The sequence below is a fragment of the Rhodoferax sp. genome, assembly GCF_030646845.1.
Lineage (GTDB): Bacteria > Pseudomonadota > Gammaproteobacteria > Burkholderiales > Burkholderiaceae_C > Rhodoferax.
Map to the genome: position 1 here is coordinate 61080 of NZ_JAUSLE010000026.1, position 22807 is coordinate 83886.

22 protein-coding genes and 1 tRNA gene are annotated in these 22807 nt (G+C 55.8%); 18 read left to right on the forward strand and 5 right to left on the reverse strand.

Features of this window, described 5'->3' with window-relative positions; genetic code table 11:
• The first annotated feature begins 22 nt into the window (after positions 1 to 22).
• From Q7T10_RS07035 to Q7T10_RS07060, 6 genes are all read left to right on the forward strand, one after another.
• Entirely contained in the window at positions 23 to 646 is a 624-nt protein-coding gene (locus tag Q7T10_RS07035) for an L-threonylcarbamoyladenylate synthase (RefSeq protein WP_304747136.1), read from the forward strand.
• Between the two features lie 35 nt (positions 647 to 681).
• Entirely contained in the window at positions 682 to 1350 is a 669-nt protein-coding gene (locus Q7T10_RS07040; protein WP_304747138.1) for a site-2 protease family protein, read from the forward strand.
• A gap of 31 nt (positions 1351 to 1381) precedes the next feature.
• Entirely contained in the window at positions 1382 to 2677 is a 1296-nt protein-coding gene (locus Q7T10_RS07045) for a tryptophan--tRNA ligase (RefSeq protein ID WP_304747140.1), read from the forward strand.
• Between the two features lie 51 nt (positions 2678 to 2728).
• Positions 2729 to 2816 (forward strand) — tRNA-Ser (locus tag Q7T10_RS07050).
• A 901-nt stretch (positions 2817 to 3717) separates the two neighbouring features.
• Entirely contained in the window at positions 3718 to 5691 is a 1974-nt protein-coding gene (locus Q7T10_RS07055) for an ATP-binding protein (protein ID WP_304747141.1), read from the forward strand.
• A gap of 47 nt (positions 5692 to 5738) precedes the next feature.
• Positions 5739 to 6257, forward strand: a complete 519-nt coding sequence (locus tag Q7T10_RS07060; protein WP_304747143.1) for a hypothetical protein — start codon at positions 5739 to 5741, stop codon at positions 6255 to 6257.
• Here the strand turns inward: Q7T10_RS07060 and Q7T10_RS07065 are convergent.
• Both Q7T10_RS07065 and Q7T10_RS07070 read right to left on the reverse strand, forming a co-directional pair.
• The gene (locus Q7T10_RS07065) at positions 6254 to 7486 is read right to left on the reverse strand and encodes an IS256 family transposase (RefSeq protein WP_304747144.1); all 1233 of its coding nucleotides are present in this window, start codon (positions 7484 to 7486) and stop codon (positions 6254 to 6256) included. The genes Q7T10_RS07060 and Q7T10_RS07065 overlap by 4 nt on opposite strands.
• 728 nt (positions 7487 to 8214) lie before the next feature.
• On the reverse strand, positions 8215 to 8493 hold the full coding sequence (locus Q7T10_RS07070) for a hypothetical protein (protein WP_304747145.1): 279 nt from the start codon (positions 8491 to 8493) through the stop codon (positions 8215 to 8217).
• Between the two features lies 1 nt (position 8494).
• Here Q7T10_RS07070 and urtA point away from each other — a divergent pair, with 1 nt between their 5' ends.
• The 11 genes from urtA (at position 8495) to Q7T10_RS07125 (ending at position 19936) form a co-directional block, all read left to right on the forward strand.
• On the forward strand, positions 8495 to 9688 hold the full coding sequence (urtA, locus tag Q7T10_RS07075) for an urea ABC transporter substrate-binding protein (RefSeq protein WP_304747147.1): 1194 nt from the start codon (positions 8495 to 8497) through the stop codon (positions 9686 to 9688).
• A gap of 105 nt (positions 9689 to 9793) precedes the next feature.
• Positions 9794 to 10696, forward strand: a complete 903-nt coding sequence (gene urtB, locus Q7T10_RS07080; RefSeq protein WP_300515833.1) for an urea ABC transporter permease subunit UrtB — start codon at positions 9794 to 9796, stop codon at positions 10694 to 10696.
• Positions 10697 to 10699: 3 nt separating this feature from the next.
• Positions 10700 to 11749: an urea ABC transporter permease subunit UrtC gene (gene urtC / locus Q7T10_RS07085; protein ID WP_304747148.1), complete on the forward strand. Its 1050-nt coding sequence runs from the start codon at positions 10700 to 10702 to the stop codon at positions 11747 to 11749.
• 23 nt (positions 11750 to 11772) lie between these two features.
• Entirely contained in the window at positions 11773 to 12549 is a 777-nt protein-coding gene (gene urtD / locus Q7T10_RS07090) for an urea ABC transporter ATP-binding protein UrtD (RefSeq protein WP_370653742.1), read from the forward strand.
• 9 nt (positions 12550 to 12558) lie between these two features.
• A complete protein-coding gene (gene urtE, locus Q7T10_RS07095) occupies positions 12559 to 13248 on the forward strand; it encodes an urea ABC transporter ATP-binding subunit UrtE (RefSeq protein WP_304747149.1) in 690 nt (229 codons plus the stop codon).
• Positions 13249 to 13276: 28 nt separating this feature from the next.
• A complete protein-coding gene (locus Q7T10_RS07100; RefSeq protein WP_304747150.1) occupies positions 13277 to 14314 on the forward strand; it encodes an aliphatic amidase in 1038 nt (345 codons plus the stop codon).
• A gap of 72 nt (positions 14315 to 14386) precedes the next feature.
• Complete coding sequence (locus Q7T10_RS07105; RefSeq protein ID WP_304747151.1) at positions 14387 to 15196, forward strand: CbbQ/NirQ/NorQ/GpvN family protein; 810 nt, start codon at positions 14387 to 14389, stop codon at positions 15194 to 15196.
• A gap of 13 nt (positions 15197 to 15209) precedes the next feature.
• Positions 15210 to 17231, forward strand: a complete 2022-nt coding sequence (locus Q7T10_RS07110) for a nitric oxide reductase activation protein NorD (protein WP_304747152.1) — start codon at positions 15210 to 15212, stop codon at positions 17229 to 17231.
• Positions 17232 to 17309: 78 nt separating this feature from the next.
• Positions 17310 to 18464 carry a transporter substrate-binding domain-containing protein gene (locus Q7T10_RS07115; RefSeq protein WP_304747153.1) on the forward strand — a complete coding sequence of 385 codons (1155 nt, stop codon included), beginning with the start codon at positions 17310 to 17312 and terminating at the stop codon, positions 18462 to 18464.
• Position 18465: 1 nt separating this feature from the next.
• On the forward strand, positions 18466 to 19098 hold the full coding sequence (locus tag Q7T10_RS07120) for an ANTAR domain-containing response regulator (RefSeq protein WP_304747155.1): 633 nt from the start codon (positions 18466 to 18468) through the stop codon (positions 19096 to 19098).
• Between the two features lie 502 nt (positions 19099 to 19600).
• Positions 19601 to 19936 carry a histone protein gene (locus tag Q7T10_RS07125; RefSeq protein ID WP_304747156.1) on the forward strand — a complete coding sequence of 112 codons (336 nt, stop codon included), beginning with the start codon at positions 19601 to 19603 and terminating at the stop codon, positions 19934 to 19936.
• A 350-nt stretch (positions 19937 to 20286) separates the two neighbouring features.
• Here the strand turns inward: Q7T10_RS07125 and Q7T10_RS07130 are convergent, their stop codons facing one another.
• Positions 20287 to 20910, reverse strand: coding sequence for a tyrosine-type recombinase/integrase (locus tag Q7T10_RS07130; protein ID WP_304747157.1), 624 nt, complete (start codon positions 20908 to 20910; stop codon positions 20287 to 20289).
• A gap of 133 nt (positions 20911 to 21043) precedes the next feature.
• On the opposite strand from Q7T10_RS07130, the gene Q7T10_RS07135 reads away from it, so the two are divergent.
• Positions 21044 to 21370 (forward strand): thioredoxin family protein, encoded by a 327-nt coding sequence (locus Q7T10_RS07135; RefSeq protein WP_304747165.1) that lies wholly within the window; start codon positions 21044 to 21046, stop codon positions 21368 to 21370.
• Between the two features lie 251 nt (positions 21371 to 21621).
• Here the strand turns inward: Q7T10_RS07135 and Q7T10_RS07140 are convergent, their stop codons facing one another.
• A complete protein-coding gene (locus Q7T10_RS07140) occupies positions 21622 to 22071 on the reverse strand; it encodes a hypothetical protein (RefSeq protein WP_304747158.1) in 450 nt (149 codons plus the stop codon).
• A 264-nt stretch (positions 22072 to 22335) separates the two neighbouring features.
• On the reverse strand, positions 22336 to 22807 hold a 472-nt coding region (locus tag Q7T10_RS07145; protein ID WP_304747160.1), incomplete at its 5' end, for a peptidase dimerization domain-containing protein.

Consider the following 22807-nt stretch of genomic DNA (forward strand, 5'->3'; position numbering starts at 1 on the left):
ATCATTCGCCGACAATACACCCATGCCCCAGCTCTTTGAACTTCACCCCGACAACCCGCAACTGCGGCTTTTGAAGCAGGCCGTCGCGCTGCTTGAAAAAGGCGAGATCCTGGCGGTGCCCACCGACTCCAGCTACGCCCTGGTCTGCCATCTGGACGACAAGGCCGCGGCAGACAAGCTGCGCCGCATCCGGGGCGTGGACGACAAGCACCACCTCACCCTGTTGTGCCGCGATCTCAGTGAACTGGCCAACTACGCCAGGGTGGACAACCAGCAGTTTCGGCTCATCAAGTCCGCCACACCCGGGCCATACACCTTCATTCTGGAAGCCAGCAAGGAAGTCCCCCGCCGCCTGAGTCACCCCTCCCGCAAGACCATCGGCCTGCGGGTACCGGACCACAAGGTATTGCAGGAGTTGCTGACGCTGCACGACGGCCCCTTGCTTGCTACAACTCTAATAGCGCCCGGCGAGACAGAGCCGCTCAACGACGCGCAGGATATCCGTGCGCGTTACAAAAACCAGATTGCGGCCGTCGTGGACGCAGGCGCGTGCGCCCTGGAACCCACCACGGTGGTGGACCTGACCGGCGGCGAACCGGTGGTGATTCGCCAGGGACGCGGAACGCTGGCAGCCCTCGGTCTGTAAAGCGCCAGCCACATTGCCTCTGAGACAATTGCCCGATGGATATCGCCCACCTCATTCAAACCGTCGCCCTGTATGCTCTGCCAGTGCTGTTCGCCATCACGATTCATGAGGCGGCCCATGGCTATGCCGCACGGCATTTTGGCGACAACACCGCCTACATGCTGGGGCGCATCACACTCAACCCGTTGAAGCACATTGACCCGGTGGGCACTATCCTGATGCCGCTGCTGCTGTACTTCGCCACCTCGGGGGCCTTCCTGTTCGGCTATGCCAAACCGGTGCCGGTGCGGTTTGACAAGTTGCGCAATCCCAAGCGCGACATGATCTGGGTGGCACTGGCCGGGCCAGGGGCCAATTTCATCCAGGCCTTTCTCTGGGGCGCCCTGTTTTTCATCCTGAGGGGGACTGGCGTGACCGAGCCGTTTTTTCTCAAGATGGCGCAAGGCGGCATTCTGGTCAATTTGGTGATGTTTGCGTTCAACCTGTTTCCGCTGCCACCCCTTGATGGCGGGCGCATTCTGGTCGGCCTGCTGCCCTACCGCCAGGCCGAACTGGTGTCGCGCGTCGAGCCCTGGGGGTTTTTCATCGTGATGGCGCTCGTGATTTCAGGCGTTGTCAGCACGCTGTGGCTGCAACCCTTGATGGCGCTCAGCTATGGTCTGCTGGATATCTTGTTGACCCCGATTTCCATGATTTTTGGCTAGCCCATTCCTTTGCACAAGAAGTTTTACGACCATGAGTTCGAAGCGTTTTCTGACCGGGATCACCACCTCCGGCACCCCCCATCTGGGCAATTACGTCGGCTCCATCCGGCCATCGGTGCGACACAGCCTGGACCCTGACGTCGAGAGTTTCTATTTTCTGGCGGATTACCACGCCCTGATCAAGATCGATGAGCCTGCGCGCATCCAACGCTCCACGCTGGAAATTGCGGCCAGCTGGCTCGCGGCCGGGCTGGACCCGGAACGCGTCATTTTCTATCGCCAGTCTGACGTGCCCGAAATTCCGGAACTCACGTGGCTGCTGACCTGCGTTATCGGCAAGGGCGTCCTGAACCGGGCTCACGCCTACAAGGCGGCGGTGGACAAGAACACGAGTGCCGGCGAAGACCCCGACGCGGATGTCAGTGCCGGCCTCTTCATGTATCCGGTGCTGATGGGCGCGGACATTCTGATGTTCAACGCCCACAAGGTGCCGGTGGGGCGCGACCAGATCCAGCATATCGAGATGGCGCGCGACATGGCGCACAGCTTCAACTACCGCTATGGCGAACACTTTGTGCCGCCCGAAGCCGAAATTGAGGAAGACGTAGCCACCCTGCCCGGCCTGGATGGCCGCAAAATGAGCAAGAGCTACGACAACACCATCCCGCTCTTCGCACCGCGGGAACAACTCAAAAAGCTCATCGCCAGCATCGTGACTGACTCATCAGCGCCCGGCGAGGCCAAAAACGTGGAAGGCTCTGCGCTGTTCCAGATTTACCAAGCCTTTGCCACGACTGAAGAGACTGCAGCCCTGCGTCAGGCCTACACCGACGGCATTGCCTGGGGTGACGCCAAACAGGTGGTGTTTGAGCGGATCGACCGCGAGATCGCTCCCATGCGTGAAGCGTATCTGGCGCTCCTGAACGACCCTGCAAAGATTGAGGCCATCCTGCTGGCCGGTGCCGCCAAGGCACGCCAGATCGCAACCCCGTTCATGGGTCGCCTGCGCCACGCCGTCGGCTTGCGCGACCTGCGTGTGCAAGCCAGTAGCAAAGCAGCAAAAACTGCCAAGGTCGCGAAACCCGTTTTCAAGCAATACCGCGAACGCGATGGCAAGTTCTACTTCAAGTTGATGGATGCTGATGGCCGTCTGCTGTTGCAGAGTACCGGCTTCGATTCACCCAGGGAGGCCGGTCAATCCATCGGTTTGTTGCAGACGCAGGGCGTCGCGGCCCTCGCCGGCCTGGCAGACAAACTGCAGCCGAATGCCGAAGTTGACGCCAAGGACATCAACACAGCCTTGCAGCTGATGACCGACGCAGAGTAAGTCTGGCCGGCACGGGCAACGCCGCTGATACAATGGCACGCAGTCGACACAGGAGAGGTGGCAGAGTGGCCGAATGTACCTGACTCGAAATCAGGCGTACCGCAAGGTACCGTGGGTTCGAATCCCACCCTCTCCGCCAAAATAAAACCCTAAGTGATTGATTCACTTAGGGTTTTTATTTTTTCAACTCTATCAATGACTGCGTTACCTCCGCATTACCTCCCGAGAGCGACGGGCTACCCCCGGTCTGCTCCTCAAAGTCACCACCGTTACAAGCACCCTGTATGTGACCACGCACAGGCCACGGCTCCAACCCGTGAAGACCGCAATCCTCGGGCACGCCAACGGCAGGGACCTACTCCCTGAACTTCATTGCGCGGCTGTCGTTACCGTTGGCAAGGGCTGCCACATGATTCACGGCAAAGTCAGTCACTTTGTCGCGGAACAGAAAATAGTGACCGGCCAGACGTGGTGATATACGCAAGAATTTCCGTGCCGCCGCAACCTCAGCAATGATACTGACGTATGCCCTTTCTCTAACATGAGAGGGTATCGCGTGAGACCTGCTCCCTTTGACACGGCCAGCAATATTTGAAACTTTCAGCTATCAGTTTCATAGCATCGATTGCCGAAGAAAAAGAGCCCACCCGTGCTGGCGGCTGATCTACCATTGCTTCCGTTTCTATTGCGGCAATGTAGCGTAAAACGTCGTTCACGACAGGCCGCTTTCCAGTCATCCAGTTCGACTCCAGTCAGAAGCCGTTGGTGGCATTCGGCAACGTGTCCTTCGCGGAAGTTCACCCAATCGAGCAAGAGCGCATTGAAGCCGTCACTAGGAGAATGTTCGACTCGTGGCCCCCTCAGTGAACTCGAGCAAGCTCTGCCTTCTCTGACACTGAACCCGAAGTGACTTCACCCCGCGCGCCGCTATCTGGCTCCATTTCACCCTGGGCTGCAGCGCCTCAGCACAGGGCGCAGACGCGCACGTACAACTCTACATTTGCGATAGTCGCTATCTCGTCTACCATCGGAGAATTATGATGACATTGATTGATATTTCCGGCACGACTGAAATCAGCGACGAGGGAATCAAGAAGCATTTCAAAAATGTTGAGCCATGGCAGCCACTGTTCGAACTTGTTTGGAATGGTTTCGACGCTAAGGCAAATGCCGTAGCGGTGACTGTCGCCGAGAACAACATGCACGGGACCGATACCGTGACGATTCTGGATGATGGCGCCGGCATAGACCATACGAAACTCAAGGAAACGTTTGGCAAGTTCAACGAGTCGGCCAAACGCGAGGACGCCACGCAGCACGGTGCCCACGGTCGAGGTCGGCTTGCGTTTCATCGGATATGCCACCTAGCGACATGGCACACCAGATCTACCACCGGTGACGCTCGTATCGTTGTCGACGCATCCAAGATTAAAGCCTACGACGGCAAGCAGTTGCCGGCCGAGGCACAAAGTGTCGAATTGCGCCAAGTCGCACAAGGCACGTTTGTCAAGCTGAATCAATTCACGCTCAACCTGCCTAATTTGATTGATCTGCGCGAGAAGTTCTCTGTGGAATTCGGCTGGTTTCTTGCAATGCATCCGGCAAAATCGCTCAAGCTAAATGGTGCCGAAATCGCAGTTCCGAGCAACGAAATTACGCAGAAGAAATTTGACATCGGCAACCATGTCTTCGATGTGCAGGTTATCCGATGGGATGAACGTCCGAGTTCCGAAAAGTCATACACTTACTTGCTAAATAGCCAAGGAGTCTTGGTTTATAAGCAGTTGAGTACACTAAACAACAAGGCTGCATTTTTCACAAGTGTTTGCATCGACTCCGCGTGGGCCGATACATTCGCCGCTGACCAGGATCTTCTTCAACCCAATGCCCATACCCTAAGTTCGACCGACTGGAAGCGGCTTTCGCGCCAACTGAACGAATTGACCGAGTCCGTCTACGAGAACTTTCTTCGGAAGCAAGCCGAAAAAGAGGTGGACCGGTACGTCGAGGATGGTTATTTCCCGAGCTATGTGGGTCTTCCACCCGAAGAACAAGCATGGAGACTGAACAACGCTAAGGAGCTAATTCGGGAGATCTACGTCGCAGATCCTACTGTCTTCAATACCGCGAACAAGAAGCAGCGCAAGATCATTATCCGCCTGTTGGATCGCCTCGCCGTTTCGAATGAAAACGACTCTCTATTCGAGGTTCTCAACAGCGTGCTGGAACTGGACGAAAAATCGGTAACCAAACTCGCCCAGCAACTTAAGCAGACCACGCTCGAAAACATTGTCGCGACCATCGAAGTCCTGCAAAGGCGTCAGGCCGGCGCTTCGCAATTGCGTTCGTTGATGAATCATCACTACCGCGAAGTCCTTGAAACGCCGGATCTGCAAAAGATCATAGAAAACAACACTTGGCTATTTGGCTCAGGATACGAGACGCTTGGAGCAGAGGAGGACACCTTCACAAAGATTGCCAAAAGACTTCGCGACACAATTCCAAAAATCGAGGAATTGGATTCGAGTGACGTCGATGATGCCGTCAACATTGCAGGCGTCAACCGACAGACCGATCTCTTTTTAGCTCGGCGGATTCCTACGGTGGAGTCTGACGGTCAAAAAGTCTTTCGGTGCGTGATCATAGAAATAAAGCGTCCCGGAATCTCCTTGAACAAGAAGCATCTCCGTCAGCTTGATGACTATGCGGACATTATCAAGAGACATCCGGAGTTCACTTCCACAAAAATGCGCTTTGAGTTGATCTTGGTAGGACGGCAGATTTCCTCTGCGGACACCGAAATTGCCAGCCGACTAAACGGCCAAATAGCGCGGGGTGAACCAGGCTTAGTTAGCCACGACACCGGCATGAAACGATATGTCCTGAACTGGTTTACATTGCTGGACTCATTTGAGTTGGCAAATACTTTCATGCTCGAACAGCTTAAGCTAAAGAGAAGCGAATTCGAGTCCTTAACCAAGGAAGACTTGGTTGCCGACTTGCAAGCAGCTTGAGAAGCTATCGCTGCGATTAGACCCAGTCATCTAGTATCGGGAGAGACATGTATCACTTCTTTGTGACGGCTCAAGACGGGGCCTGGGACAAGGGATTCTATGAATTCGACAGGAGCCGCTTTCTAGAGTACACGAATGAGAAAACCGCTGAGGCCTTCAAAGTCTTGACTGAAAGCCACATAGAAACTCTGCTGAGCTGGCCATGTCTGTTCGCCTACGAAGGGATGGGAGGCAATGTTAGAGTCGGTCATCTGCTCTCGATCAAGGAGCGAGGGCGTTGGATAGTCATCGAATTCGGCTTTTATCCAGATATCCCAGCGATTCCATTTAGATCGATCGAGCCCATCTCCCTGCTACTCGACATTAGAACCTGGGAGATGAGTCGCACCCATTGGGCACTCAAAGATGAAGACCTACTCGGGCGCTTGGCAGAGGCTCACCTTATTCAGTCGGCTGCAGCAAAGGCGTTAGAAGCGCCAAAGAAATCCTCCGAAAAGCTGACAGAACCCAAACGACAGTCATCCAAGAGGGTGTCCCGAATTTTGTGTAAACGGCGGTTGAGTTAGACGCGCGGCATGCGCTCGTCAAACTGAATGGTAAAGCGATTCAAGGCAGCCTTCCAGTCCCGAATCGGCATGGTCCATTTCTGACTGATGTTGTTCAGTGCCAGATAGAACAGTTTGAACACCGCCTCGTCCGTTGGGAACGAGCCGCGGGTCTTGGTGATTTTGCGCAGGCTCATGTTCACCGATTCGATGGCGTTGGTCGTGTAAATTACTTTGCGAATGTCTGGCGGGTAGTCAAAGAACGGCGTCAGGCGTGACCAGTTACGTCGCCAGGACTGCCCAATTGGGGCGAAGGACTCATTCCACTTGGCTTCAAACTCCGCGAGCCGGCGCAGAGCCTCATCCTCGGTCGCCGCCGTGTAAATCAGCCGCAAATCGGCAGCAACATCTTTGCGCTGTTTCCAGCCCACGAAGTTCAGGCTGTGGCGCACCATATGCACCAGACAAAGCTGCACAGCAGTCTTGGGGAACACCGCCTCAATGGCATCAGGGAAGCCTTTGAGTCCGTCCACGCAGGCGATGAAGATGTCAGCCACACCCCGATTCTTCAATTCGGTCACCACCTGCAGCCAGAACTTGGCGCCTTCAGTCTGGGCCATCCATAGGCCCAGCACCTCTTTGAGGCCGTCCAGGTTGACGCCAATGGCCAGGTACAGGGCCTTGACCCGTACGGCGCCGTTGTCGCGCACCTTGACGTGAATGCAGTCCATGTAGACGATGGGGTACAGCGCATCCAAGGGGCGTGCCTGCCAGGCTTTGACCTCGTCCATGACGGCATCGGTCACTGAGGAAATCAGAGTGGGCGACACTTCGGCCCCGTACATTTCCTGCAAGTGGCTTTGAATCTCACGCACCGTCATGCCACGGGCGTACAGCGACAGAATCTTGTCGTCAAATCCGCTCCAGCGGGTCTGGTGCTTGCCAATCAGTTGGGGCTCGAACGTACCAGCGCGGTCGCGTGGAATTTCAATAGGCAACTCGCCAAAGTCGCCTTTGAGTGTTTTCTTGCTGCGCCCGTTGCGGGTGTTGCCGGCTTCATTGGCGACCAGTTGGTTTTTGTCGTGACCCAGGTGGTCGGTCATCTCGGCTTGCAGTGCCCGCTCGACCAGCGCCTTGGTGAGTTGCTTCAAGAGGCCGTTCTGGCCAATCAAGTCTTCGGGCTTTTTGTAGTCCGCCAGCAGCGCATCAATCAGGTCGCTGGGTAAGGGTTTCATTTCTACGGTCATCATTGCTCCATGCAAGACAGCAGTTTCCTGCCAAAAGACCGTTTACACAAAATTTCTTACACCCTCGCGCCCTCTTTCACACTTCGATGAAGCGTTGGGCGAACTAGCATCTCACGATTGCTGTCAAATCAATGTGACGCTTCATGCCGGTTTTAGGCGTACCAGTCCACTTCCTGCGGTCGCCCGTGTTGACCGCCTTCGTCGGGTCAATCCGCCCCCGCATGCTTGCAAACAATCACGTCCAAATTGTTCCTTGACTCCGTTGCGCGTATGGACACGAACTTCATGCTGCGCGTTCCAGTGGTCCTTTCGCATGGCTCTTGGTGGATCGAGGATCTTTCTCTTTGCGTAAGGAGAATGGACAATGAATAGAGTTTTTCTCCTGTGCGGACTTCATTTCCGACAGAGATGATGTGGTCGCAAAGCGTCTGAAGCCGGCGGACTCAGCCATCGTTGGAACGAGGTCCCATCCGCTCGAACACACATGGATCGACGGCAAGTGCAACGTGCCAGGGCCATTGCGACGATCTACGAAACATGGCGGTGGGCGACTGTGAGCGACGTCTGAGGGCCTTGTTGCGATCAAGTTCGCGGATGACAATCAGTCGACCATGATCGGACTGCCTCAATATCACAAGCACGGTGATCCAGCGTTCGCTACTTCGGTCGCAGCTGTTAACAAGTAGACCAAGGGTAAGCACTTATTTCAGCGATGTTGAAAGTTGCTATATTTATATCCGACGAGTAATCGTCATCAGACATTTCGCACTTGACCGCCAATACTGCCGGCAAGTGCAAGGCAAAAAAGCCCGAACCGGTTTATCCGGTTCGGGCTTTTTTTGTTTGGCCGGTTTCATTGTGTTTTTCAAACGAACGCCTTGGCGTTCAGGGCGTTGCTTTGCCCGAAAAAAACAACCGGCGGTGGCTGTTGCATCGTACCCCTGACAGTTATTTTCGAATGGTCCTAATTCAACATTAACCAATATCGCATCGACAAAGAGGAGAAACATGATGAGCAAATTTAATCGCCGCCGTTTCATGACAACCAGCGGTTCCATGGTCGCGCTCGGCGCCGCTTCCGGAGTCTCGCTGATCCCCAGCTTGGCCAGTGCGCAGGAAGCAGTCAAGCTGGGTTTGTTGCACTCCCTATCTGGCACCATTGCCATCGCCGAAGCGTCCTTGGTGGACGCCGAGAAGATGGCAATTGAGGAAATCAATGCCGCAGGCGGTGTGATGGGACGCCAGATCCAGGCAGTTGTGGAAGACGCCGCCAGCGAAAATCCGGTATTCGCCGAGAAAGCGCAGAAGCTGCTGGAACGCGACAAGGTAGCCGCCATCGTCGGCTGCTACACGTCGGCCTCGCGCAAAGCGGTGTTGCCGGCACTGAGCCGCGCCAACGGTCTGCTGTTCTACCCGACCTACTACGAGGGCCAAGAGCAGGACAAACATGTGATCTATCCGTCGCAAGAGGCCACGCAGTCGGTGGTCGCCGCCGTGGAATGGATGGCCCGCGAAAAAGGCAAGACGATTTTCCTGGTGGGCTCCGACTACATCTACCCCCGCACCTGCAACAAGATCGCCAAGCCGACCGTTGCCCGCATGGGAGGTAAGGTCGTCGGAGAAGAGTATGCGCCGCTGGGTCATACCGAGTTTTCGTCGATCATCAACAAGATCAAAGCCGCCAAGCCGGATTGGATATACAGCACCGTCGTCGGTGGCTCCAACGTGGCCTTCTACAAGCAGTTGCGTGCAGCTGGCTTGGATGGCAACAAGCAGATGCTGCTCTCGACCGTGGTTTCCGAAAATGAGATCGAAGGCATAGGCAAGGACAACGCTGTCGGCTATTACGCCTGTATGGGCTACTTCCAGAGTCTCAAGAACCCGGCTAATGAGCGCTTCGTCAAGGCGTTCAAGGCCAAGTACGGACAAGATCGCGTGATCGGCGACCCGATGGAAGTGGCCTATAACTGTGTCCATTTGTGGAAGCTGGCGGTCGAAAAGGCCAAATCCTTCGACCCACAGAAGGTGCTCGCCGCATGTGCCGGTATCGAGCTCGATGCACCGGAAGGCAAGGTGCGCGTACACGCCAAAAACCAGCACGTCTGGAAAAAAGTGCGGATTGGAAAAGCGCGTGCAGACGGTCAGTTCGACATTGTCTGGGAATCGGCCGGCCTGATTGAGCCCAACCCTTTCCCGAAACTGTAATACGCCACGCCAGGTCCACGCAGATATCGCACGATGCCTGCGTGGGTCCTTTCGCCCCACAGTAACTCATTCACACATCGATCAAATGACGAGGGAGAAAACCAAATGAGCTTGGACATTGCGGTGATGCAGATTTTCAACGGCATCAGCCTGTTCACGATCTTGCTGTTGATGGCAATTGGCCTGGCCATCGTCTTCGGGCTCATGGGCGTAATCAACATGGCACATGGCGAGCTGATGGCTTTGGGCGCCTACGTCACGTATCTGACGGCGACCGCCTTTACCAGATTTGCGCCCGAGTGGATGGGTGTGTATCTCTTCGTCGCGATACCTTTCGCTTTCCTTGTGACGTTCGCGTTTGGCTATTTACTTGAACGCGGATTCATCCGATTCTTTTACAACCGACCACTTGACACGCTGCTGGCGACCTGGGGCCTGAGCCTGATCCTGCAGCAAACCTACAGATCCATCTTCGGTGCGCAGGAGGTCAGCGTGCCGCTCCCCCCCTGGTTAAGCGGCGCCTGGGAGCCCATTGCCGGCATTCAACTTTCGTTGCCGCGGCTCTTTATTGTTGGCCTGACTGCCATTGTGGTTGTCGCTGTCTATCTGTTGTTGACTCGTACCCGCTGGGGACTGCGAGTGCGCGCTGTCACACAGAACCGGGCCATGAGTGGTGCGGTGGGCATCAACACCAGGAGCGTTGACGCCATGACATTTGCGCTGGGTTCCGGGCTGGCTGGCATTGCCGGATGTGTCTTCACAATGATTGGTTCGACCAACCCTGGCACCGGGCAAATCTACATTGTGGACTCCTTCATCGTGGTCGTGTTCGGCGGCGTGCAAAGTCTCCTGGGCACTGCCCTGTCAGGTTTCCTGATCGCCCAGTCGCAGACCACATTGGAATACCTGATCAGCGGCTCGATGGCGAGAGTGACCGTCCTGCTGTTGGTCATCGTGGTGCTCTATTTCAAGCCCAACGGGCTGTTCTCCAATAAATCGAGGGGCTAAGGCATGAATAGTCTTATCCGCCAGTCTGAGTTGATTGCTGTGGCGCTTGTGATCCTTCTGCTGTTGGCCGTTTTTCCGTTGGTGCTGGACCCGTTCCGACTGAACCTGATGGGCAAATACATGTCCTTCGCTTTCGTTGCGATTGGCGTCGTGCTGACTTGGGGTTATGGCGGCATTCTCAGCCTGGGCCAAGGCATCTTCTTCGGCATGGGCGGCTACATGATGGCCATGTTCTTGAAGCTCGAGGCATCTGCGCCCGAACTGCCCGACTTCATGGTTTGGAGCAGTGTTGAAAAGCTCCCATTGTGGTGGGAGCCTTTCCACAGTTTGACACTCACGATATTGCTGATCCTGGTCGTGCCTGCGGTACTGGCCTATCTGTTCTCTTACCTCATCTTCAAAAAACGCGTGGGTGGCGTTTATTTTTCCATCGTTACCCTGTCGCTGGCGCTGGCCATGACTGTGCTGATCGTTGGCCAGCAGGGCGACACTGGTGGTGCCAACGGTATCACCGACTTCCGCACGCTGCTGGGCCTGGATATCATCGGCGACCACGCGAAGCGGGTTCTCTACTATGTGCAATCTGTGGCAATTTCGCTGGCGATGTTGTTGGCGCTGGCCGTAGTGCGCAGTCGTTTCGGAAAGATCCTGATCGCCATCCGCGACCGTGAAGACCGGGTTCGCTTCAGCGGCTACAACACAGCCCACATGAAGGCCTTCGTCTTCACACTCGCGGCCATCCTCTCGTCCATCGGTGGCGCCTTCTACAGCGTGCAGGTCGGCTTGATTGCCCCCAGCGTGGTCGGAGTCGCCGCATCTGTCGAGATGGTGATTTACGCAGCTGTTGGCGGGCGCTTGTCCATCCCCGGGGCGGTGGTCGGCGCTCTGCTGATTGGCTTCCTGAAGTCGTATTTGTCGGAGACCTTTCCCGAAGGCTGGCTGTACTTCCTTGGCGCATTGTTCATTCTGGTTGTGCTGGTCATGCCCAACGGCCTGGCTGGACTGCTCGATCGAATGATCCGCCAGCGTCCCCTCACACGAGGAGCCCCATGAGTGCCGTAGTCGACGATCCCAACATGAGACCGCAACGGGGTGCAATGCCGCATTCCCAATCCGACACCGAGTCCATACTCCGCATAGAGGATCTGACTGTTTCGTTCGATGGTTTTCGCGCGGTTGATGCTCTAAGCCTGTCGGTTGAGCGCAATGAGTTGCGCGTGATCATTGGGCCGAACGGCGCTGGCAAAACCACATTGCTCGACATGATCTGCGGGAAGACGCGACCTTCGTCAGGTCGTGTGTTCTTCAATGGCATTGATCTGACCAAGCTGTCCGAACACCAGATCGTTCGCGCCGGTGTTGGACGCAAGTTCCAGACACCGTCGGTTTACGAAGACCTGACGGTGATCGAGAACTTCGAAATATCTCTGCCCGAAGGGCAGGGCGTCCTGGGCTCCCTGTTTTTTCGCCGTACCGAGCAGGTGATGGAGCGCATCACTTCAATCGCGGAACAGGTTTTCTTGCGTGACCAACTTGATCAAAAGGCCGGTCGACTCAGCCACGGTCAGAAGCAATGGCTGGAGATTGGCATGTTGTTAATCCAATCGCCCGAACTGCTGCTGCTCGATGAGCCGGTCGCCGGAATGAGCCCGCGCGAAAGAGAACAGACCGCCGACTTGCTGAACCGCATTTCGCAGGGCAAATCGGTCATCGTGATTGAGCACGACATGGACTTTGTCAAACGCATCGCGCACAAGGTTACGGTGCTGCACCAGGGCCGACTGCTCAGCGAGGGCTCAGTGGCGGAGGTGCAGGAGGATTCGCGCGTGATCGATGTGTACCTCGGTCACTGAGGAAAAAACATGTTTGAAGTAAAAAACCTGAATGTCTTCTACGGTGAATCGCAAGCCATCCGAGATGTGTCCTTCACCGTCGGCAACGAGGAATCGGTGGCCATCATGGGGCGCAATGGCATGGGCAAGACGACGCTGTTGAAGTCGCTGATTGGAATGCTACCGATTAAGTCCGGAAGTATCTATCTGCAAGGTGCCGAGCTAACGCGCCTCGAAAGCTTCGAGCGCGTGCGCAGGGGTTTGGCGTTCGTGCCGCAGGGGCGGATGATCTTTCCTTTCCTGACAGTCGAGGAAAACATCCTTAGCGGCTGTGAGCACTCCGGTTACCGGACCGTGCCTGAATATGTTTACCGCTTCTTTCCGGTTCTGTTGGAAATGAAGCATCGCATGGGCGGAAACCTGTCCGGCGGACAGCAGCAGATGCTGGCTATTGCCCGCGCTCTTGTCTCCGACCCGAAGGTACTCATTCTTGATGAGCCAACTGAGGGAATTCAACCATCCATCATCAAGGAAATCGCTCGAACTTTGAACGTGCTGCGCAAGGAACGACGCTTTGCCATTGTCGTGTCCGAGCAGGTATTAAGTTTTGCCCTTGACCTGGCGGATCGGTTTGTGGTCCTTGACGGAGGGCGAATCGTGCATGAGGAGTCCCGCGCGGGCTTGAACCATGAGAAGGTCAAATCATTCTTGACCGTTTGATTGTTTTTTTAACCAAAGGAGTTACGTTATGAGACACGGTGATATTGGAAGCAGCAATGATTGCGTCGGCGTTGCCGTCGTTAACTACAAAATGCCCAGACTGCACACCACAGCAGAGGTGCTGGCCAACGCCAAGAAAATCGCGGAGATGTTGGTGGGCATGAAGCGCGGCCTACCCGGAATGGACTTGGTGATATTTCCCGAGTATTCAACGCACGGGATCATGTACGACGCTCAAGAAATGTACGAAACTGCGTCGACCATTCCCGGTGCAGAGACCGAGATCTTTGCGGCAGCCTGCCGAGAAGCTAATGTCTGGGGGGTGTTTTCGCTGACCGGGGAGCGTCATGAGGAGCATCCCAACAAGGCACCGTACAACACCCTGATCCTGATGAATAACAAAGGTGAGATCGTCCAAAAGTACCGCAAGATCATGCCATGGACGCCGATCGAAGGCTGGTATCCCGGGGACTGCACCTATGTTTCCGAAGGCCCCAAGGGCATGAAGATCAGCCTGATCATCTGCGACGACGGCAACTATCCTGAAATCTGGCGCGACTGCGCCATGCGCGGCGCTGAACTGATCGTTCGCTGCCAGGGCTACATGTACCCTGCGAAGGAGCAGCAGGTGATGGTGGCCAAATGTATGGCCTGGATGAACAATGTTTATGTCGCCGTGGCCAATGCCACCGGCTTCGACGGCGTGTACTCCTACTTTGGCCATTCGGCGATTGTCGGCTTTGACGGCCGCAGTCTGGGCGAATGCGGCACCGAAGAAATGGGCATCCAGTATGCAGAATTGTCGACCAGCCTGATCCGCGACGCGCGCAAGAACCAGCAGTCGAACAACCATTTGTACAAGCTGGTGCATCGTGGCTATACCGGCAAGATCAATTCTGGCGAAGACGCCAACGGCGTTGCCGCATGCCCCTTTGAGTTCTATGGCAAATGGATCAACGATCCCGAAGGAACTCGCAAGATGGTGGAGTCAATCACACGTTCAACGCCCGGAACGGCCGAATGCCCGATCGAGGGTATTCCGAACCAGGCGCCTGGCCATCGCTGATCGCTTAGATATTCCCACCAGGACGGTTGGCGTGCCTGTACGCTGACCGTCCGTCCTAACAGGATTGCCGACGTGACATCGACCCTAGACGCCTACCGGCTCCATTCTGAGCCTTTTTACCGACCAGCCGGCCATGAAATTGCGCTGTATGAGCACGCGTATGCGCACCGCATGCCATTGATACTGAAAGGGCCGACTGGCTGTGGCAAGACCCGCTTCGTTGAGTACATGGCCTGGAAGCTGCAGCGACCCTTGGTGACGCTGGCCTGCAACGAAGACATGACGGCGTCAGACCTCATTGGCCGCTATCTGCTGGACGCGCACGGAACGGCCTGGCACGATGGCCCCCTGACGCTTGCAGTTCGCTATGGCGGCATCTGTTACCTCGACGAGGTCGTCGAGGCGCGGCAGGACACCACGGTGGTGATCCATCCCCTAACCGATGCGCGCCGCATTCTGCCGCTCGACAAAAAGGGCGAAGTGGTGCATGCCCATCCCGATTTCCAATTGGTGGTTTCTTACAACCCGGGCTATCAGAGCCGGTCCAAGGACATGAAACCGTCCACCCGTCAGCGCTTTGCAGCACTGAAGTTTGACTACCCTGACGCGGCCATCGAAGCCGATATCGTGGCCCATGAGGCCTCTGTCGCATTGGATGTGGCGACTCGCTTGGTAGGCATCGCGCAGCGTTCGCGCGCTCTGAAACACCATGGCCTGGACGAAGGAATTTCGACACGCATGCTGATCTACGCCGGCGTGCTCATCGGCTCCGGCGTTGATCCGCTGGAAAGCTGCGACATGACCATGACCCGCGCCCTGACTGATGACCCGGACATGGAATTGGCACTGCGTGGTTTCATTGAAGCCTATTTCGGCCAGTAAGAAATGCACCGCCATGACTGACGAAGGCCCGCTTGATCCGCCGACACCCATGAACGGCATGAATGTACGCGAGCGCGATGTCCATCTCAGTCAATTCACCGGCGCGCTTGACCAGAAGTTGACGACACTGGCGGCACAGCCCGATAGTGAGCAAGTTTCCACTGTTCTGCACTGGCTGGAAGCGCTGAACGATGAGGATCCCGTGTCGGCGCTGGCGGTAGTCGATCGCCTTGATGCCTTGCTGTCGCGAGTCGGGGCTGAGGGGCTGGGGCGTTGGATACTGACCGGCTTACGCATGTACCCCGGTCAGCAGTTACGGCAACAAGCATACTTCCGCCTCGATGATCAGCACGGCATTGAGGCACTGCACGGCGAGGCGTCCGCCGGCACTTTGTCGGAGTCGCTACCTTCGCTCGCGCTTTTACTGCATGGTCTGTGCGGGCGCGAGATCCAACTGCAGCCACGGCGCCAAGGCACCCTGGAGGGCTTGCCTTTGCGGCCGGTGTTGACGCCGAGCCATTTGCTGCTACCTGACGACTACACCGCTCTCGATGGTCCCGATCGTTACCGCCTTTACCGCGCCGCTGTTGCACACGCTGTGGCCCACCTTCGCTTCTCGACGGCGGGCCTGCCGACCCTGACACTCAAGCCAATGGGAATTGCCATAGTGTCGGCAATAGAAGATGCTCGTGTCGAAAGGCTGTTGGTGCGCGAGTACCCAGGGGTACGGAGCTGGTTTGTCGAATTTCTGCGGCGCAGCGTCAAACCAGCCGAATTGGGGTTCGCGGCGCTGGTTGGGCGCATGAACTTGGCACTGATGGATCCGAAATACCAGGACGACAACTTCTGGGTCAACAAAGCCCGTCGCCTGTTCGAGGAGCAGGCGGCCAACTTGACGGATTACCCGGCGTTTCGCCGCCTTGCCTCGATCCTGGCGAATGACCTCGGCCAGATGCGCGTGCCATTTCGCGCGCAGCGTTATGTGGTGCCTGAGGCCTACCGCGACGACAACTCATTTCTTTGGGTATTCAATGAACCTAGTGCCCCGACGTCCGAGCCGGTAGACCTGCAGGTCAAGTCGTCCCAGCGACCGGATGCGGTTGCCTCTGACGACGGGCTTAACCAGCCAATGGCGGTCGAGATTGAACTGGGCCGCCAGACTTACCCGGAGTGGGATGCCCAACTGTCACTGATGCGCACGGACTGGTGCACCGTGATTGAAAAGAGGCCTGCTTGGCAGGGTCAGCGCGCCATCGCGAAAAGGGACGCGCCGGCCCTGCCGCTGGTTCCGCTGACACGTTCGCGGAGCTTGAGTCGACGGCAGCGGCTGCGCCGGCAATGGGAGGGCGATGACATCGACCTGAACGCAGCGATTGAGGCCGTACTCGATCAGCGACTTAAACTGTCGCCGGATCTACGCCTTTTCACGCGCCCGGGACGCGAAGAGCGGGCATCGAGCATCCTAGTGTTGCTTGACCTCTCCGAGTCGACCAACGACTGTCCCGGCACCAGCATGGAATCCATTCTCGATATCGAAAAAAAAGCAGCGCTGTTGCTCGTTCAATCGGTGCTGCTCAGCGGCGACCGCATCGCCGTTCATGGCTTCTCGTCAAACACCCGCGCAGAGGTCAACTATTACCGTCTGCTTGAATTCGGCGTGCCACTGGACGTGGCTGCGGTCGCCATGATCCAATCGGTGCCGGGACGCTACTCGACCCGCATGGGTGCCGCACTGCGCCATGCCGTCGCTTGTCTGGCAAATGAGCCGTTTGATCATCGCGCCATTGTTCTGGTAACAGACGGCGCGCCGTCTGACATTGATGTATTCAAGACGGGCTATCTGATTGAAGATGCGCGGGCCGCTGTACATGAGGGTAGGCGCGCGGGAGTACAGACCTTTTGCGTGGCGCTGGACCCGCAAGCCGATCCATATGTGAGAAGAATCTTTGGCTGGAACAATTACCGCATCGTCGATGAACCGAGCAGATTGCCCGCTCAGCTGTCCACCTTGTACAACCGCCTGGCGACGCCGTGAAATCAGACCAGAAAACATGTAGCACAATGCTGCTGTGGAGTTCAGCAGCACAACCCCATTGGCAAAAAGGCCTGAAACGTGGCAAATAAGGATCCCATTCGCGTCGGTGTTTTGTTCTCGGAAACGGGAGTTACTTCGACGATAGGTCATTCTCAGCTTCAAGGCACACTGCTGGCAATTGGTGAAATCAATGAGGCTGGGGGTATTGACGGCCGGGAAATAGTCCCGGTGTGCTACGACGCCCGATCGTCTCCCGAGATATACGCGGCGCTGGCGGAGCGGCTTATCGTCCAGGACAAGGTCAACGTCATTTTTGGCTGCTACATGTCGAGTAGTCGCAAGGCCGTGCTGCCGATCGTTGAAAAATGGAACAAGCTTCTTTTTTACCCCACCCTCTATGAGGGTTTCGAGTTTTCCAACAACATCATTTATACAGGGGCTGCGCCGAATCAGAACAGCGTGCAACTGGCCGAATTCATGACGGCGAATTTTGGTGCGAGGGTTTATCTAATCGGGTCGAGATACATCTACCCCTATGAGTCCAATCGCATCATGAGTGATCTTGTTTTACAGCGCCCCAACAGCAGTAAGCTGGGTGAACGCTATGTCGAGCTTGACGCTTCTGCCAGGGATTTCCAGCTGATCATGGACGACATCAAAGCGAAGCAGCCCGACTTCATATTCTCGACTGTTGTTGGCGACTCCACAGCCAGTCTGTACCAGGCCTATGCAGAGGCGGGGTTCAATCCGAAGACCATGCCTATCGCCAGCTTGACGACTTCAGAGGCTGAAATATCCCAGATGGGCGCGGAGGTAGCGTTGGGGCATTTCACTGCAGCGCCTTACTTCCAGTCAATCAATAGGGAGACCAACCTTCGCTGCCTCGATCGTTTGCTCAGACGCTTTGGGTCCGAATGTGTTCCCAATATGTGTTGGGAGGCTGCTTACTTTCAGGTGCACATTTTCGCCAATGCCCTTCGCAACGCGGGTGAGGATGATATTGGTCAGATCCTGCCGCACATTCTGGGCAGCGAGTTCGACGCACCTCAGGGCCGCGTGCGAATCGACCCAACGAATCACCATACTTCCCTATATCCACGTATTGGCGTAGCCAATTCCAAGGGCCAGTTCACCATCGTCCGAGAAGCAACGCGGCCGGTGCATCCTGACCCCTATATGGTCACCCATTCGCTTGGCGACTGGACGGCGTCCCTCAACACGCTGGAGCTTTGAATTGGAGAACGGCATCCATCGACGGGCGGTACGTACAACACCGCCCTTATTGAAGGACCTTAGGACTCTGCGGGTCGCAGTCTTTCACCCCGATGACGCTGACGGAAGGCAGTTAACCCAGCAATTGCAGCGCATCGGCTGTCAGGTTCAGGCGTTCTGGCCGCCGTTGCCGGCGTTGCCAGCTGGCATTGACGTTATTTTTCTGGCAGTTCGACCCGAGAGCATGGACACGGAGTTCGAATGGCTTAAGGGAGAAGATGTTCCGACCGTCATTGCGGTTGTGACCTATGAAAACCCCACTATCGTCGAAACCGTGCTGCATATCGGGGCGCAAGCTGTTCTGCCGAGCCCGATCCGTTCCTTCGGCCTTCTGTCGGCGCTGGTGGTTGCACGTGGCGTTCATCGAGATATGAAAAGCCAGGCGCGACGCTTGCGTAAGCTGGAGGCCAAAGTTCTAGGCGTGCGGCAGATTGCGGAAGCCAAGAGCATCCTTGTGCGCACACGTCAGATCACAGAAGACGCAGCCTACGACCTCATACGAGACCAGGCCATGAGCAAACGCGTCACGACTGAAGAGATTGCCGCGGCCATCGTCAACGCAAACGAAATCATGTCTATTGGTCGAGTCTCCTAATGGATGAAGATGTTCCGGCGACATTTCAAACTTCAATAATTGAGATGATAAGTGGCCAGCTTTGGACTCCCACCTGACGGCGACTGATGATCAACGAATTGCTCTTGACAGTTTGTGGCCGACGGTCAACTTCTCGAAAGCTGACATTCATATTGAGTATCTGTAATGGAGCAGGACGTACTTCGGCAGTGCAGCAGTAGCTGATTGTGGCTAGCGTCTGCTTTTTGGAAGTTGAATTTTCGGTATTCCCGACTTGTGCGCGGCCTATATCACCCCGCATCGTGCCCAAAGGGGCGATCGACTTAGTTGATTGGGCGCCCCGGAACAGACGTTCCATCGCTTCACATAAGCCGTATTCACCCTGAAGTGACTACAAGAGACTGACTTACACACCACAAGATATTTGGCTCTCGCGTACCTTCTATTTATTGCAAAAAATATTGAGGACAATAGAGACCTGTCTAAGTTCTTAGCCAGATAACAAAATAGGAATAGAAATCAAATGGCAACTGCAAAGAAAGCGGCTCCTAAAGCTGCTGCAACTTCAAAAAAAGTAACGGCTCCTACGCAAGCAAAGAAGACTGTTGCGAAGGTTCCCGCCAAGAAGGCGCCCGTCTCCAAGACTGCCAAGGCCATTGAAAAGCTGACCGCGAACATTGCCAAGCTCACCGAGCGCAAGAACAAGCTTGGCGCTGAAATCAACGCTCTGCGTGATCAGCGTACTGCTCTGAAAGCAACTCCAGTTGCTGCGGCACCTGCGGCCCCCAAGGCAAAAGCCAAGGCAGTTCCGAAAGCCGTTGCTCCTGCCAAAAAAGCAAAACCTGCTGCGAAGAAGTAATGCGCTTCAGCGACGTGCTCGCTAGTTAGAAAGGGCCCTTCGGGGCCCTTTCTACTTGTGCATCATCTGATCCCGTTGCCGTTGACTGCCAATGCAGATGTCTATTGGCACTGCGGTGCACACACCGCTTGCGATTTGCCCACAAAGTTGCGTGTCATCATTTCAGAGCGGGGCCGATGTTTGCCAAACATAAAACGGGACATGGTTGATTTCCCCGGGTCTGATGACCTAACGACGGGTGCCCAGCTACAACAATGCAGCGGTTGCGGATTGGGCCAGTTGCGGTCACTCGCCAATGACCGGTAACTGGAAGTCGAAATTGGCCTTCGTCACCGGTCTGGTCGGCGCCTTCAAATTTCCGTCTGTTCAGAGAGTTCCAGGGCATCCTCGACCTCTATGCCAAGGTACCGCACCGTGCTCTCCAACTTGGTGTGCCCAAGAAGCAATTGCACGGCACGAATGTTCTTGGTGCGACGGTAGATCAAGGACGCCTTTGTACGGCGCATTGTGTGGGTGCCATAGGCTGTTGGATCGAGACCGATTTCCTCAATCCAGGAATCCAATATGCGCGCGTACTGCCTTGTCCCCAAGTGCGGGGAGTCATGAACCCGACTGGGAAACAAGTAATCGTCATTTGCCAATTCCGCCTCCTTGATCCATTGGGCAACAGCTTCTCTCGTCGGCGCTGTGATTTCAAATTGAACCGGCTGTGACGTCTTCTGCTGCATGACGATCGCACGCGTTGAGACGCGATCGCCATTGCAAATATCCCGTACACGCAAACGGACTAAGTCACATGCCCTGAGCTTGCTGTCCAACCCAAGATCAAAGAGCGCAAGCTCCCGAGTGCGATGGCCAAGTTGAAGTCGTATGCGGATTGCCCAGATGTCTTTGAGCTTCAGCGGCGCCTTCTGGCCCACAATCTTTCCTTTGTTCCATGGAATCTTTGCAGGTAAACCGGTTGCAGTGTCCATGATGATCTCCTTAAGTTGCGGGGAGAACTACTGTGGACCGGCTGTGCAAATAGTCAATTCACCGGCACAAGGTGCAACTGACCGCCCCGGACTTCCTGCGCTCCTTCGCCGGATCATGAGCCACAATCAAGGCATGAGCACGCCCAAACCCTACCTCAGCGAAACCGAAGCCCCAGGTCGCGACGCGATCGACGCTCTGCAAGGTCTTACGCTGCTCGAATTCGGCACAAACTGGTGCGGCCATTGCCTCGCCGCCCAGCCTGCACTTGTCGAGGTGCTGTCACAACACCCGAAGTGGCACCACATCAAGGTTGAAGATGGAGCTGGTCGCCCGCTTGGGCGCAGCTACCGCGTCAAGCTCTGGCCCACGTTGGTGCTAATGCGTGACGGGCAGGAAGTAGCGCGCCTGGTGCGCCCCACGCGAACTACCGACATCTCGGCCGCGTTGAACATCGTATGAGGGCGTCAAGGGGGATTGCCCGGAGTTTGTCGATGCCTGAGATGGTCTGATCTGATTGGCCAGCCACAAAGCCGACATTGAGGTCAGCCTTCCAGACTTCGGTCATTGGGGAGCACCTCCAGTGTGCCCAAAGCCGAATTTCAGTTTATCGAAGTGCCAGCCCGATACCAGCCATTGAACTCACCAAGTGATGTCCACCCGGATTGACGGCGGAGTTCCATAAAGCTGCCCTTAAATTCACCTCGATAAATTCACATTACCGACATTGGCGGCGGAGAAGTCTGAGTCAGGTGCGCAGCGTTAGCCTCGCGCACCATGTGCGCGTACTTGCGCTCATCACCCTCAATGCCCGGTACATCGATTAGCTGAAATGTTTTTTCCGTGTAGTTGAGCGTGTAAAGGGTGTTGCGCCCGCTGCAATGGTCAAAGTGCCAGCACATCAACTCGCTCTCATCGGTCCAGGCTTTCTCTTGGATCGTGTCATCAAAAATCAGCACGCCGTCCTCACGCTCCACCAATCTGACGGTTCGTTTGACCTGCTGCCACAGATCCTTCGACATGTAATCTTGAGCCGATAACAACCGCGTGATCTGATCATGGCTTACGTCACCTTCGACCATCGCCGACAAGCCCGTCGCCGTTGCAGCACCAAAGGTGCTCAACAAATAGTCAGTGTACAAATCCAGGTCAGCTTTTTTCATCCGTGAAGCCTATCAGGGGTGGGCTGCGTAACATCAGTTGAGTAATTTGTACATGGTCAGGGGAAAACTGCGCCCATAGCGGGCCAAGGGGCGAAAAAAGCGCCAAGTGAAGCCTCTAAAGAGGCAAGAAACCCCAGAAAAACAGCGCGAGTCAGCGAAAAATTGTGAAACTTGGCGAAACGCGAATAAAAATAGCCCTGTGCCGCCAAGGCATCTGTCAAAGTTGATTAAATCCGCGCTTCTTTAAGTCCGATCGGATCGAGGTCATCCATTGCACCAGTCAAGGATGATGTGGCGGAACAGTTGTTCCGCTTCGCCTATCCGCGCGACATAGCAAAATTCATCAGTCTGGTGCGCCATATGAGGTTCTCCCGGTCCCAGAATCACGGTCGGTGGCTGCCCCAGCGGTTCGCGCAAGGCTGCCGCATCGGTGAAATAAGAAACAGTCTTGGGCTGCAAGGGCGTGTCGAAAAAGGTCTGGCAGCGCGCGAATACGCTCTGCATCCAAGGGTCTTCGGGTGCGGTGAAGACGCTGCCTACGTCGAGCAGGGTTTGTAAGCCGATGCTCGGACCCATGCGACTGCACAGACAACCCCATATCTGCCTGTGGTCCTGTCCAGCGACTGTGCGAATATCGATCGTCATCTCGGCTGCATCAGGTACCGAGTTGATATTCAAACCACCACGCGCCGTTCCGATGTTTAGCGTGCCCTGTCCCATCAACGCATGGGGTGGG